The sequence below is a fragment of the Flavobacterium sp. 40-81 genome, assembly GCF_001898245.1.
GTDB classification, from domain to species: domain Bacteria; phylum Bacteroidota; class Bacteroidia; order Flavobacteriales; family Flavobacteriaceae; genus Flavobacterium; species Flavobacterium inviolabile.
In genome coordinates, this window is the sequence record NZ_MKTM01000019.1 from 1 (window position 1) to 14,778 (window position 14,778).

General features: G+C 38.4%; 11 protein-coding genes. 6 read left to right on the top strand and 5 right to left on the bottom strand.

The genetic code is table 11. The annotated features are described in order from the left end of the window. Positions 1-260: 260 nt before the first annotated feature. On the top strand, positions 261-1,451 hold the full coding sequence (locus BGO42_RS05920) for a serine hydrolase domain-containing protein (protein ID WP_177734578.1): 1,191 nt from the start codon (positions 261-263) through the stop codon (positions 1,449-1,451). Positions 1,452-1,581: 130 nt separating this feature from the next. Here BGO42_RS05920 and ygiD read toward each other — a convergent pair whose 3' ends face one another. Beyond that, positions 1,582-2,415 carry a 4,5-DOPA-extradiol-dioxygenase gene (ygiD, locus tag BGO42_RS05925; RefSeq protein ID WP_273246678.1) on the bottom strand — a complete coding sequence of 278 codons (834 nt, stop codon included), beginning with the start codon at positions 2,413-2,415 and terminating at the stop codon, positions 1,582-1,584. A 336-nt stretch (positions 2,416-2,751) separates the two neighbouring features. Here ygiD and BGO42_RS05930 point away from each other — a divergent pair, with 336 nt between their 5' ends. The 4 genes from BGO42_RS05930 to BGO42_RS05945 all read left to right on the top strand — a co-directional run bounded on the left by BGO42_RS05930 (position 2,752) and on the right by BGO42_RS05945 (position 9,628). After that, positions 2,752-5,481, top strand: a complete 2,730-nt coding sequence (locus BGO42_RS05930; RefSeq protein ID WP_273246603.1) for a TonB-dependent receptor — start codon at positions 2,752-2,754, stop codon at positions 5,479-5,481. Between the two features lie 22 nt (positions 5,482-5,503). Beyond that, the gene (locus BGO42_RS05935) at positions 5,504-6,853 is read left to right on the top strand and encodes a DUF4876 domain-containing protein (protein WP_177734581.1); all 1,350 of its coding nucleotides are present in this window, start codon (positions 5,504-5,506) and stop codon (positions 6,851-6,853) included. Positions 6,854-6,917: 64 nt separating this feature from the next. Beyond that, positions 6,918-8,480 (top strand): DUF6850 family outer membrane beta-barrel protein, encoded by a 1,563-nt coding sequence (locus tag BGO42_RS05940; protein ID WP_273246604.1) that lies wholly within the window; start codon positions 6,918-6,920, stop codon positions 8,478-8,480. A gap of 2 nt (positions 8,481-8,482) precedes the next feature. Next, on the top strand, positions 8,483-9,628 hold the full coding sequence (locus BGO42_RS05945; RefSeq protein ID WP_273246605.1) for a cytochrome-c peroxidase: 1,146 nt from the start codon (positions 8,483-8,485) through the stop codon (positions 9,626-9,628). A 29-nt stretch (positions 9,629-9,657) separates the two neighbouring features. Here BGO42_RS05945 and BGO42_RS05950 read toward each other — a convergent pair whose 3' ends face one another. The 3 genes from BGO42_RS05950 to BGO42_RS05960 all read right to left on the bottom strand — a co-directional run bounded on the left by BGO42_RS05950 (position 9,658) and on the right by BGO42_RS05960 (position 13,821). Next, the gene (locus BGO42_RS05950) at positions 9,658-10,488 is read right to left on the bottom strand and encodes a CvfB family protein (protein ID WP_273246606.1); all 831 of its coding nucleotides are present in this window, start codon (positions 10,486-10,488) and stop codon (positions 9,658-9,660) included. Positions 10,489-10,637: 149 nt separating this feature from the next. Continuing rightward, on the bottom strand, positions 10,638-11,678 hold the full coding sequence (gene capA, locus BGO42_RS05955; protein ID WP_273246607.1) for a cysteate synthase: 1,041 nt from the start codon (positions 11,676-11,678) through the stop codon (positions 10,638-10,640). A gap of 82 nt (positions 11,679-11,760) precedes the next feature. After that, positions 11,761-13,821, bottom strand: a complete 2,061-nt coding sequence (locus BGO42_RS05960; RefSeq protein WP_394353023.1) for a S9 family peptidase — start codon at positions 13,819-13,821, stop codon at positions 11,761-11,763. A gap of 145 nt (positions 13,822-13,966) precedes the next feature. Between BGO42_RS05960 and BGO42_RS05965 the strand changes: the two genes are divergently transcribed. Then, positions 13,967-14,290 (top strand): YbaB/EbfC family nucleoid-associated protein, encoded by a 324-nt coding sequence (locus BGO42_RS05965; RefSeq protein ID WP_177734587.1) that lies wholly within the window; start codon positions 13,967-13,969, stop codon positions 14,288-14,290. Between the two features lie 77 nt (positions 14,291-14,367). Here BGO42_RS05965 and BGO42_RS05970 read toward each other — a convergent pair whose 3' ends face one another. Beyond that, the gene (locus BGO42_RS05970) at positions 14,368-14,709 is read right to left on the bottom strand and encodes a DUF2853 family protein (protein WP_273246608.1); all 342 of its coding nucleotides are present in this window, start codon (positions 14,707-14,709) and stop codon (positions 14,368-14,370) included. Positions 14,710-14,778: the final 69 nt, after the last annotated feature.

Sequence of the window (14,778 nt, forward strand, 5' to 3'; positions counted from 1 at the left end):
AAACTACAGCTAATTTAAAAGCCATATTATAATCCTTTTGAGTACGCTTAACTCGCGTTGTTGTTGTGTCTTTCATAATAAGTCGATTTTGTGTCAACTTATTTCAGGACGGGACAAAAAGTGAAATTTAGCCTGTAAGTAATTACAGGCTTTTTTTATGTGTTGAAAATTTAACAGAAATTAATTCCTTTTAGGATTTTAAAAACAATTTGGGTTATTTATATTTGCCTTTACCAAAATTTTACAAGGAACACTTTTCAATGAAACTGACTAAATATATCCCCCTATTTTCTATATTACTAATATTATCGTGCAATAAAAAAGATAACTCCAGAAACTCCGATAACAGTACCAACGATACTGCGCTTTTAGCCGGTAATTTTGAGATCAAATTACCTAAAATCTCTGCCAAATATGCTTCTGACAATAAAGCTTATGTGGAGCGTTTTTACAACAAGCATTTCAACAGTAACGATTACAGCGGCGGTTTCCTTGTTGCCAAAAACGGGCAGATTATCTATGAAAACTACAGCGGATATGCCTATAAAGAGAAAAACGACAAAATAACGGCAGACACGCCTATCCATATTGCCTCCGTTAGTAAAATGCTAACAGCTGTTGCCGTATTAAAACTGGTTGACGAAGGGGAATTAAAACTGGACCAGACAGTAAAAAGTCTGCTACCGGCTTTTCCGTATGAAAAAACAACGGTAAGAATGCTTTTGAGCCACCGCAGCGGTTTGCGCAATTATGCTTATTTTACTGCCGATAAAGGGGTGTGGGATAAGAAAAAGACGCTGACAAATCAGGATGTACTGGATTTATTAGCGACCAAACCCATCGGTCTGGAATCACAGCCCAATACCCGTTTTGGCTATTGTAATACCAACTATGCCTTACTGGCTTTAATTATCGAAAAAGTAACCGGTAAAAGCTATCCGGTGGTGATGAAAGAAATGATTTTCGATCCGCTTGGCATGAAGCATACTTTTGTTTTTAATAATCTGGAGAAAAAAGATAATGTGAGCCAATCCTATAAAGGAAATTATTTGCGTCTTGCCTTTGAGTTCCTGGACCAGGTTTATGGCGATAAGAATATTTATTCCACCCCGCGTGATATTTTAAAATTTGACATCGCTACCTACAATGACGATTTCTTAAGCAAAGAAATGAAAGCCGAAATGTATAAAGGTTACAGCTATGAGCGTAAAGGAACCAAAAATTACGGTTTGGGTGTCCGTATGTATGAGTTTGAAACCGGTCAGAAATATTTCTTCCACAACGGCTGGTGGCACGGGAACACGTCTTCTCTGGTAACCCTTAGAAAAGACACCGTTTCCATTATTGCATTGTCGAACAAATACAGCAAAAAAACCTATCAGACTAAAAAATTAGCGCCGCATTTCGGGGATTATCCTTTCAAATTCAGCAAAGAAGAGATGGAGGAATAGTTTGGAGGTGTGATTTATGAGGTTAGATATTTGATTTATGAAGTGTGATTTGTGAGGTTTGAAGTTTGAAAAACAACATATAAAAAAAGGGAGAACGATATTAATCATTCTCCCTTTTTCTTTTCGGGTCTTATCCTATTTTTACGGAAGTCATTGTTAAGGAACCGCCCACTGCCTTATCATTAAAAAAGCTTGTTTCGTCTTTACTGTCCTGTAATGCCAGTGTGTACAGCATCGGGTAATAATGATCCGGCGTTGGGATGGCTAATTTTGCCGACTTATCCAGTTTTTCATAATCAATCAGTGCTTTGTGGTTACCGTCGGCGATCTTGTTTTTAAAGATGGTATTCATTTCCACAGCCCAGTCATAGCCATATTCCGGCTCCGCCAGTTTATCCCAGGCGACCATACGAAGGTTATGCACCATATTACCGCTTCCGATAATCAGTACGCCTTTTTTACGCAGGCTCGCCAGTTGTTTCGCCAGGTCATAATGGTATTGCGGGGGTTTGTTATAGTCGATACTCAGCTGCAAAACCGGGATATCCGCGTTGGGATACATGTGCCGTACAACGGTCCATGTGCCGTGGTCCAAGCCCCAGTCGTGATCCAAACCAACATCGGTAGTGGTGATCAGGCCGGACGTTGCTTTCGCCAGTTCCGGATTTCCTGGTGCCGGATACTGCACATCGAATAATGCCTGTGGAAAACCACCAAAATCATGAATCGTTTTCGGATGGTTCATCGCAGTAATGTGCGTACCTCTCGTTAACCAGTGTGCCGAAATAACAATCACAGCTTTCGGCTTCGGAATGTCCTGCCCCATTTTGGTCCAGGTGCGTGAAAATTCATTGTCTTCAATACCGTTCATCGGTGAACCGTGACCGATAAATAACACCGGAAGTTTCACATCTTCTTCTTTTAAATCCTGTGTCCAGTTGTAAAATGGATATAATGTTGCCATACCTGCTCCTCCAATTATAGTTTTAATAAAATCAAGTCTATTCATTACTATACAATATTTGTATATACAAATTTACAATAAAAGTCGAAATGATTCTTTAATTTTGTGATATTTAACATTTTATAGCCTATTCTGCTACTATCAAAAAGAGAAAATGAAAATATAATCCTTATATTTTTTAATTATCTTGTTTTAAACTCAAAAAGAAAGGGAATATTTAAGATTCTGTTGTTAATTCTTTAAAAAAAAGCCATAAATACTGCTTATTCTTATCTATTATTAGTCTAAATAAAATAATGATGGTATTTTTGCACCATATTAAGATATTTGATAGACGTGAGGTTTTTATACATTATACTACTGCTAGGCATTAATACGCTATATGCACAAAAACATATAACCGGACAGGTTCTGGATAAAGACACTAAAAAACCATTGCAAAGTGTATTCGTACTGAACCCGGAAACGAATGACTGGGCCATTACAGACGATAACGGTTCATTTGAACTGCGTATGCCGGCTTCGAAAGATGTTAGTATCAGTTTCAAACTGTTGGGTAAGCAGGAAATGACCGTTACCTACAAAAAAGAAAACTTAAACACCAAGCTTACCGTTTACCTTCAAAACCGTGACTTGCGACTGGATGAAGTGGTCGTAACGGCAAGAAAAGGAAAAAAATTCTCCGAGATCACTATCGGAAAAGAAGTAATCGAACAGGTACAGGCTTTCTCCCTTAATGAAGTACTGGAGCAATTACCTGGCCAGGCGGTTACGAATTTTAATCTTAATGAGTTCAAACCAATTGCTTTCCGGACCGTTAAGCCATCCCTGGTGGCCAATGCTGCTTTTGGAAACAAATCGTTTGGTACGGCAATCGTTGTGGATGGTATTCCCATTTCGAACAATGAAAACATGCAGTCCTATTCCGGGAATTATGGTGTGCCGTTCTCACCGAACCAGTTAGGTTTTGGCGATCCCTCCTCTTCCTCCGGTTTTAACGGGTATTTTTCCAATGCCAATTTTGGTGCCGATTTAAGAGAAATTCCAGCCGATAATATTGAAAAGATCGAAGTGGTTCAGGGAGTTCCTTCTGCTAAATACGGGGATCTGACTTCCGGATTGATTAAAATTGAACAAAAAGCCGGAAAATCTCCTTACCGCGTGTACACTTCTTTAAGAGACGGTACTACCGAATATGGTTTTTCCAAAGGTTTTAAAGCCAGCGACAAGATCGGCTTTATCAATCTATCGGTAAATTATTTAAAATCGAATGCCGAGCCGAGAGTTTCCTATACCGAATACGAACGTATCACGACTAATTTAATGTGGAGCTGGGCGAGCAAAAACAAAAACATCCGCAACTCTTTTTCTGTTGATTATGGTTTTAATAACGATAATGTGAATTATGAAGAAGAAGACACCGACGATAAAATTGTAAAAAATAAAAAGAAAGACCTGTCTGTTTCCAACCGCTTCAAATGGAAGTTTAAGGATACGAGCTTTTTCGACAACCTGGATGTGAATTTTAATTTCAGATACAGTGATCAGTACACCTATGAATCAAAGTTTGTGAACATTGGCGGTAGTATTGTAGGAACCAGTACAGAGGAAGGTGTTTATACCGGAACGTACACATTACCAAGTTATACTTCTGTAAAAGCCGTAGAAGGTATTCCGGTCTCTTCTTTCCTGTCTGCAGACTTATATAAGAGTTTTAACACCGGCGACTGGTCGCATTCGGTACTGATGGGTACTTCTTTCCGTACCAGCGACAACAAAGGCCGCGGGCGTTTGGGAAGTCCGGAAACGATGATCAGCACATTCGCTTCTACAAACGGTGGATCCGGACAAGGTTTCCGTCCGTATAACTATGGCGAAAATATCCGTGCCGAATATCAGTACTCCTTATATGCAGAAGACAATATTACCCGCAACTGGGAAAACAGTATTTTATACATAAACAGCGGTTTACGCTACGATAACCAATACGGTTTCTCCACTTTGGCACCCCGAATCAATAGTTATTTTCAATATGATAACTTTAAAATCCGCGGCGGATTTGGTATCACTTCGAAAGCGCCTTCTTTAAACCAGATTTATACCGGGCCAAGATATTATGATGCCGTTTTAGGAGATTATCGTTACCCGGGTTACTACAATTTAGGAATTGTTCAGACCTATATTGATTATTCCGATAACAAAGATTTAAAGCCTACAAAGAGTATGCGTTCGGAATTAGGCTTTGATTATAAACTGCCTTTCGGAAACCTGAACTTTACCGGTTTTTATAATAAGATGTATGATGGAATCACCAATGAAGGAATTCCGACTACCAGAGCCATGGCAAACCTGGACATACAGTTTAACGGAACCCAGACGCCAACCTATCAGGTAACAGGCTATACTCCTTTTTATTACCTGCAAAACAGATTGGTAAACAAAATGGAATCAAAAGATAAGGGTGTGGAATTCTTTATGAGTTTTGAAAAAACACCTTTTAAAAATGTCACGTTTGACATTCAGGGAAGCTATACGGAAACGGTGAACACCGATAACCGTGATTTCTATGAAAAGATTGCCGGCACAACGCCAAGAACGGAAAAATTTGCGATTCTGGCACCATATTCCGAGAATTATAAAAGTTTCCGTCTGGGCTCTAACATCAATTACCATTTACCTAAAATCGGATTGGTTATTGCGGTGCGAAGCGAACACTTTATCATTGAAAACAATACCTATAAAAGCGGTAACCGACTGTTGGGCTATATCGATGAAAACCTGAACCGGTTTATCATTCCGGAAGCCGAAAGAGATACCCACCCGTTGTTAGGAGTACTGGTACAAAACTATCCGGAAAGAGACAGATCCCTGCAAAAAGTATATCACAATTTCCATTTGCGGGTATCGAAAGACTTTAAAAACGGATTCCGTTTTTCATTTTATGCCAACAACTTCCTGGATTTAAAACAAACGGAAGATGTTATAGACAACGGCATTCCGACAAAAAGAACAAAATCCGATATGGTACAGTTATCGTTCGGAACCAAAATAGAATATCAATTTTAATAATTAATTATATATAACTTACATGAAAAAAATACTTCTATTACTTAGTGCGGCTCTAGCTTTTTCATCTTGTTCAGATGACGATTTCGGAGATGGAAATAATGGATTACAACCCGTTAATTTTTCGGTAAATCTTAAATATGATACAACAGCATTTAATGGTGAAGCAGTACAACAGGGTGCTGTTATTTTAACCAATACCAATACCGGAGATACATATACGGTACAATCCAATACCAGTGGTGTGGCTACCTTTAATGCGATCATCCCGGGAACCTATAACATTACGGCTACAAAAACCCTGACCAGTGCTGAATTCAATACACAGTTCGGTTATACTCCGGAAACGCCATCGGTTTTATTTAACGGTGCTCAGGAGCAGGTTATCGTAAACGCAAATGTAAGCGGTACCGAACTTAAACTAAAAACAATCCGAATTGGTGATCTGGTAATCAAACAAATCTACTATGCCGGTTCTCATGCACAACAGGGGGCTGTTTTCAGAGATCAGTTTATTGAGATCTACAACAACTCTAACGAGAAGATCTATGCAGACGGTTTGTGTATCGGTCAGCTTTACGGAAAAACATCCACTACTTCAGCTTCTTACACCCTGTCTAACGGACAGTTCGACTGGAGCAAGTCAATTGGAATGACTTCCGGATCTGCTGCCAATACAGATTATGTTTATGCTGACTATGTGATCAAAGTACCTGGAAACGGAACAGAATACCCGATTTTACCGGGAGAAAGTATTGTAATTGCCCAAACGGGAATCAACCATAAAGCGCCTTTAGTAGACAATAGCAATGAACCGTTAACGGTACAGAATCCTGATTTGACAGTCGATTTAAGCAATGCTGAATTTGAAGTATATTTAGGAGATTACAGATTATCACTTGGTGAAGAGGTTTATCGTTACGACATCCAAAACCCGGCTGTTAAAGATATGAATATCGCCTACTGGGGAAGACAAGGATACAGCAGCCCGAATAAAGATTTCTTAATGGACAACTTAGGAAGAGACAGTTTTGTAATTTTCCGTGAAGAAAATTTAAATGCTTACCCTAATTTTTCAGATCCTTCTGTAACAAACATTATCAATACAACCAAGTTTTTCATTCAGATTCCAAAGGTTAAAATCATTGACGGTGTAGAATTACAACACTACAACCCAAGCAGCCAGCGTCCGAAAATGTTACAGGCAGAAGTAGATGCTTCTTTCATTAACTGTGATGCTGCCTACAACTCGCAGGCGGTAATCAGAAAAACAAAAACTATCGTTAATGGTCGTAAAATCTTAGAAGATACTAACAATTCTTCTAACGATTTCATCAAACAAAAAGCAAATCCTAAAGGTTTTGCAAACTAGTCTGTAACCCGTTACAGCAGTTAAATCTTAAAACGTTTCTTATATTTTTAAGAACCATTATAATATGACTTCAAAAAAAGTAATATTCTATTTTATACTATTGGTGAGTTGTGCAGCAAATGCGCAACTCACTGATAGTTTATCGGTACAACAGAATTTGTTTTACAACGATGTACAACAGCATTTTTGGAAAAACCCGTTATTCTATACCACCCAGCATTTAAATGATTTTACGCTGACTCAAATTGATTTCAGTCAGAAGAATCTGAATTTAAAACGCGTTCAAACGGCAGACAGAACCACACAATATAGTTTTTCTACTCAGGGAATCTATAATGTAAAACCGAGATTACGCCTTTTTGGCGGTTTTACATTCAATAAAATTGCCGAAAAAGGTCTGGGCTACAACTTCTCTACCCAGCGAACGGAAAACCAGAATGTTTTGTCTCCAAATTATTTTTTCGCCCCTAAAAAAGGAGACTGGGATATTCAGAATTATAATTTAGATGGCGGATTTGCTTATCAGTTTGACAGCAATATTCTTTTAGGAGCCAAAGCTTTCTATAAAAACGGAAAAAGTTACAGAACCATCGATCCGCGTCCGGAAATTCAACAGAGTAACTATGGCGGAGAGCTGCAAACCGGTTACAATTTCAACAATAACAGTTTGTTTGTTAGCGCAGGTATTGCCAAAAAAACGGAAACCTCAAACATCACTTACGTGAATGATGCCCAGAATGCTCCGGCCTATCCGGAAACATTCACCCGTTTTGCATCCGGTTATGGGCGGATCATTTTTAACTCCTCCTATAACAGGTATATTTTTAATACTATCGATAAAAACTTCGGTTTTGGCTATCAATACCAAAACAGCAGAAACAAGGTAAGCGCCACCTATAAATACAACAAATCCTTGGAAAGCTTTTATCGCAAAAATGCCCGTGGCTATGTCTATATCGATGATGAACTGAAAATGTATATGTACAGGGTTATAGCACATACCGGAGAGCTGAACTATTTCTATGACGGTGAAAAAGTCGATTATAAAGCCGCTTTTGGATATGAAAGACAAAAAGGCGATAATTTTTCAGTGATCGAAAACGGTCAGAATTACCGGATGAACCTGGATATTTTTACCTTCAGTAATGGCGTGATAAAGAAAGACAAGGATCGTGTTGTTTATGCTTTTGAACTGGGAGCCAACTATATCAAACATAAATATATCGACCTTTTGGGTAATACCGACAAACTATTGAACACGCTGGAAATCCAGACTTCTTTTAATAAAGACATACTGGCTAAGGAAAAAAACAAAATAAACCTGTCTGTTGGAGTGAAATATTATATGGCGCTGGATGAAAAATTAGTTTTTATTCCTATTTCTTCTTCCAACACTTCATTTGCAGACAATGTAATCCGACCGGATCAGGCTTTTGATGCGACTTCGAAATTACAATCGAATATTATGGCACAATACTTTTATAGTCTTTCAAAAACTAAAAAGTTACGTATTTTTGCCAATTATAACACACTGGTTGCTTTAGGGGATCAATACAAAACCTATACAACCGATTTTAATACCACAGAAAGCAGCTATTTTAATGGCGGAATCTCTATAATTTATTAGGCATGAAAAAGATTATTGGACTAACCTTCCTCAGTTTTTTATTCGTAGGCCTGGTTTCTTTACAAAACCATACAGACGATGAAAAATACTATTCCATATCTGAATTAAAAAAAATATACAGCGGTGGTGATATGGCCAAATGGCCAAAAGCCAATGTGGACAGCACCGTTATCAATTTCCAGGATTTAGGGGTTTTGCCAAAAGTTCCCTTCCCTGCCGAAAATCCGTATTCTGAAGCAAAAAGAGAGTTGGGCAAAGTATTGTTCTTTGATCCGCGATTGTCAAAATCAGGACAAATTTCATGTGCTTCCTGCCACGATCCGGAATTGGGATGGGGCGACGGAAAAAGAGTTTCCCACGGTCACGACAGAACTCCGGGCAGCCGAAACTCAAAACCGATTATCAACGTGGCCTATTCCACCATCTTTTTCTGGGACGGACGGGCAGCCAGCCTGGAAGAACAGGCAAAATTCCCGATAGTCGATACCAAAGAGATGAACAATCACATGGATATTGCCGTAAAAACGATTAAAAAGATAAAAGGCTACCAGCCGCTTTTTAAAGAGGCTTTTGGTGATGAAAAAGTTACCGAAGAGAAGATCTTTAAAGCGATCGCTACTTTTGAACGTACGGTGGTGAGCCGCAAAAGCCGCTTTGACAAATTTATTGAAGGCGACAGTACGCAGCTTTCCAATAAAGAAGTAGAAGGTTTACACCTTTTCAGAACCAAAGCAAGATGCATTAACTGCCACAATTCTGCTTTGTTTTCCGATAACCAGTTCCACAATGCAGGACTGACTTACTACGGCCGAAAATATGAAGATCTGGGCCGTTATAACATTACTAAGAATACAGAAGATGTTGGGAAATTCCGTACGCCTTCTTTACGGGAAATAATGAAAACCAGGCCTTATATGCACAATGGTTTATTCCCGGAAATCAGAGGGGTGCTGAACCTGTACAATATGGGGATGCCGAATCTAAAACCAAAAGGCGAACAGGTAAACGATAAATTGTTTCCAAAAACGTCGCCTTTATTGCAAAAACTGGACTTAAACAAAGGAGAGCTTGATGCTTTAGAAGCTTTCCTGGGAAGCATAACTTCAGTAATTTACCGGGAACCGGCTCCGGAAAAATTACCACAATAAAAAAAGGGAGAACAATGTTCTCCCTTTTTTTATTTTACCAGATAAATTCCATCTTCTTTTATTTCAATGAGCTTTTGCTTGTATAAAACACCAATCGCTTTTTTAAAGGTCTTTTTACTCATTTTAAGCACCGTTTTAATGTCTTCCGGATGACTGTCGTCATTTAACCGCAGAAAACCGCGGCTGGCTTTTAATTCATCCAGAATATACTGGGAACTCGGTTCTAATTTTTCAAATCCCAGTTTGGTAGCCGACACGTCAATTTTACCGTCAGGACGGATATTTTTGATATAGCCTACAATACGGTCACCGGTTCTGAAATCGTCATAAACTTCGTTTTTATATAGCAGTCCTTTGTGCTTTTCATTAATGATCACGTTGATACCCACTTCTGTGATGTGCGAAATAATAAGATCTACTTCCTCACCTTTTTCAACCGTGATTTCTTCGTTGTTTAAAAACTGATTGGTTTTACTGGAACCCACCAAACGGTTTGTTTTTTCATCCAGATACATATACACCAGATACCGTTTTCCCTGCTCCATAGGACGCGCCTGTTCTTTAAACGGTACAAACAGATCCTTTTCCATGCCCCAATTCATAAAGGCACCGAATTTATTGGTATAGTTCACCCGCAGCAATGAAAATTCGTTTAAAAAGATATACGGTTCCAAAGTGGTGGCAATCGGACGTTCCTCATGGTCGAGATACACAAAAACAGCCAGCTCCTCACCTATTGCATAGGCTTTCGGAACATATTTATTCGGCAATAAAATATCTGTTGTTCCATCTGTCAGAAACAAACCGACTTTCGTTTCACGGTCAATTTTTAGTGTATTGTATTTCCCTATCTCAATCATTATATTCTGTAATAGAAATTTTATAAGCCACAAAGGTAAAAATAGAATTAGTTATTCAATATTTTAATGCCTGAAATATTATCATAATCGTTAAAATAAAAAGGCTCCGGGATGTTCCGGAGCCTTTTTATTCGTATTAGCGGAATCCGCTATTTGATAAATTCTATTTTTTGTACTTCTTCTGCATTAACGCTGTCAAAGAATCCCTGCTCGTTCATCCATTCATCGCTAAATACTTTACTCATATAGCGGGAACCGTGATCCGGGAAGATTACCACAACATTGCTGTTTTGGGTAAACTCGCTTTCTTCGGCAAATTGCTTGATGGCCTGCATTGCTGCTCCGGAAGTATATCCTACAAACAATCCTTCTTTTTTGGCAATCTCACGCGCCGTGTGGGCACTTTCCTCATCATTCACTTTCGTGAATTTGTCAATTGCTTCAAAATCGGTTGCAGACGGAATTAAATTCTTTCCTAAACCTTCTATTCTGTATGGATAGATTTCTTCGCTGTCGAACTCTTTTGTTTCGTGGTATTTTTTCAATACCGAACCAAAAGCATCCACACCAAGAACTCTGATATCCGGATTTTTTTCTTTCAGAAAGCGTGCTGTTCCGGAAATCGTTCCTCCGGTACCCGAACAGGCTACCAGATGGGTTATTTTTCCGTTAGTCTGTTCCCAGATTTCCGGTCCGGTGGTATTGTAATGTGCATCTACATTCAGGTCATTAAAATACTGGTTTATATAAACCGATCCTTTGGTTTCTTCGTGCAAACGTTTTGCAACATTGTAGTAAGAACGGGGATCATCGGCAGAAACGTGAGCGGGACAAACATAAACTTTTGCTCCCATGGCGCGTAACATATCAATTTTATCTTTCGAAGATTTTGAACTCACGGCCAAAACACAATTATAACCTTTAATAATGCTTACCATTGCCAAGCTGAATCCTGTATTTCCGGATGTCGTTTCTATAATTGTATCGCCCGGCTTTAAGATTCCTCTTTTTTCCGCTTCTTCAATTATATATACAGCGATTCTGTCTTTTGTGGAATGACCCGGATTGAAAGCTTCTACTTTAGCATAAAAATTACCTTCTAATCCTTCTGTAATTTTATTGAGCTTAATTAGGGGTGTATTTCCTATTAATTCCAATACATTATTATAGGCTTTTATGTCTTCTTTCATAAAATATAAATTAGTCGAGGTCGATATTACCTAAAGATTTAAGTAACCTCAGAACTCTGCAAATTTAACAAAAAAAATTTATCTACTTTTTAATTCCTTCTAAATCTAATAAAAAAGTATATTCTTTCGCTACTTCTTTAAGGGATTCAAAACGTCCGGAAGCACCTCCGTGACCGGCATCCATATTGGTATCCAGATACAACTGGCTGTCTCCTGCTTTCATAACCCGCAGTTTAGCAACCCATTTCGCCGGTTCCCAGTACTGAACCTGTGAATCATGAAGCCCGGTTGTAACCAATAAATTCGGATATTTTTGTTTTTTCACATTGTCATACGGCGAATAGGATAACATATAGTCATAATAGGTTTTATCGTTAGGATTACCCCATTCGTCATATTCTCCTGTTGTTAACGGAATCGTATCGTCTAACATCGTTGTCATCACATCCACAAAAGGAACCTGTGCGATTACTCCGTTATACAGTTCCGGTGCCATATTTACAATGGCGCCCATTAACAGTCCTCCGGCAGAACCACCTTCGGCATATAAGTGTTTGGCTGATGTATATTTACTGTCAATTACAAATTTTGAACAGTCGATAAAATCAGTAAATGTATTTTTCTTTTTAAGCAGTTTTCCGTTTTCATACCACTCTCTTCCCAAATCTTCTCCACCTCTGATGTGTGCGATGCCATAAATGAATCCCCTGTCCAGCAGGCTTAAACGAATCGAGGAGAAATAAGGGTCCATAGAAGCACCATAGGAACCGTAAGCATATAACAGGAACGGATTGCTGCCATCTTTTTTAATTCCTTTTCTGTAAACAATGGAAATAGGCACTTTAGTACCATCCTGAGCCGTTGCCCAGGCGCGTTCTTCGATATAATTGTTTTTATCGAACTTACCGCCTAAAACTTCCTGCTCCTTACGGACAACCTTTTCCTTAGTCTTCATGTTAAAGTCGATAACCGATGATGGTGTCGCCATTGACTGATAGCCGTAACGAAGCACATCTGTATTGAAGTCTACATTGGTTGTGGTATAAGCCGTATAGGTTTCGCTTTCAAAAGGCAGGTAATACTCCCCTTTTCCGCTCCACGGCATGATTCTGATTTTATTAAGTCCGTTAGAACGCTCGGATACCACCAGATAATCTTTAAAGATTTCGATATCTTCCAGTAAAACATCTTTGCGATGCGGAATCAGGTCTTTCCAGTTTTCTTTACCGGTAGCCGATTCCGGCGTTTTCATCAGTTTAAAATTGGTTGCTTTATCTTTATTGGTAACCACATAGAAACTATCGCCATAATGCGAAATACTATACTCCAGACCTCTTGTTCTCGGCTGGAATACTTTAAACTCGCCATCAGGGCTGTCTGCTCTAAGTATACTGAACTCGGAAGTCAGCGTACTTGTAGAACCGATAACAATGTATTTTTTTGATTTTTCTTTATAGACAAAAACAGAGAATGTATCGTCTTTTTCATTGAAAACCACTTTATCATCCGTAGGCTCTGAACCTAATTTATGTTTGTAAATTTTATCGGAACGAAGTGTTACCAGATCTTTACGGGTATAGAACAAGGTTTTGTTGTCACTTGCCCATGTGGAACCACCGGTTGTTTTCTCTAATTTTACCGGAAGGATCTCTCCGGTTTCAAGGTTTTTAATCTGAATGGTATATTCTCTTCGGGATACCGTATCCACTCCGAAAGCACACCATTTGTTGTCTTCACTGATACTGATGCCGCTCAACTGAAAATAAGCATGTCCTTTGGCCATCTCATTACAGTCAAACAAAATTTCTTCTTTAGCGTCTAAAGATCCTTTTTTTCGGGCATGTATCGGGTAATCTTTTCCTTTTTCATAGCGGGTTATATAGTAATACCCATTATAAAGATACGGAACGGAGCTGTCGTCTTCCTTAACTCTTGACTTCATCTCTTTAAACAAATCCTCCTGGAATTGTTTTGTATGTGCTGTCATTTGCTGATAGTACTCGTTCTCTTTTTTCAGATAATCGATTACCTCAGGGTTTTCTCTTTCATTTAACCAATAATAATTATCTGTTCTGATATCTCCGTGCTTCTCCAATTGCTTGGGTTTAACAGCGGCTTTAGGCGGCGTTATTTTTTCTACCATATTCGGTTTTTTATTTTGTGCGTTTCCCGTTACAAAAATAAGACAAACACAGCTCAAAATAATTTGATTTTTCATTTAGTTTTTTTTACTAATCACTCTGCAATTTAATAATTTTGCAGTAACATTAACTATTAATTTTATTAACATGTTTGGAGACATAATGGGTATGATGGGGAAACTTAAAGAAACCCAGCAGAAAATTGAAGAGACTAAAAAACGTTTGGATACGGTTTTAATAGATGAGCAAAGTAATGACGGGCTTTTAAAGGTAACTTTAACGGCTAACCGCAAAATAAAATCGATACAGGTTGACGATGCTTTATTAGAAGATAAAGAGCAATTGGAAGACTATTTGGTACTTGTTATTAACAAAGCTATCGAAAAAGCAACAAATGTAAATGAGGCAGAATTGGGTGCTGTGGCAAAAGACGGCATGCCTAATATTCCGGGAATGGACTTATTTAAGTAATTTCCAACAGGATAAACATAAAATAAAAAAGGCAGATTGTACAATCTGCCTTTTTTATTTTATAGTAATGGTGCTTTTTATTTATACGCGCTTTCTTTTTTGAAATGTACCGTTAATAAGTAATACACAACCGCTCTGTATTTGTTTTTATTGGAACGGCCGTACTTTTCGATTACGCTATCGATACCTTTATCCAGATCCGGGCCGTCTTTTAATCCTAATTTTTTAATTAAGAAGTTATTCTTAACGGTAGCCAGCTCCGTTTCGGAAGTTCCGGAAACCGTCGAAGAATCCGCATTGTAAATGGACGGACCGCAACCGATGGTTACTTTTGTTAATAAATCCATGTTGGGAGTTACGCCACACTTCTCTTTTAAATCCGCTGCGTATTTTGCAATTAATTCATCTCTTTTACTCATAATATAAATTATTTTGTGTTATATAAATGATTTACTCTCTTTCAAATTTAACAAAATAAAACCAAAACA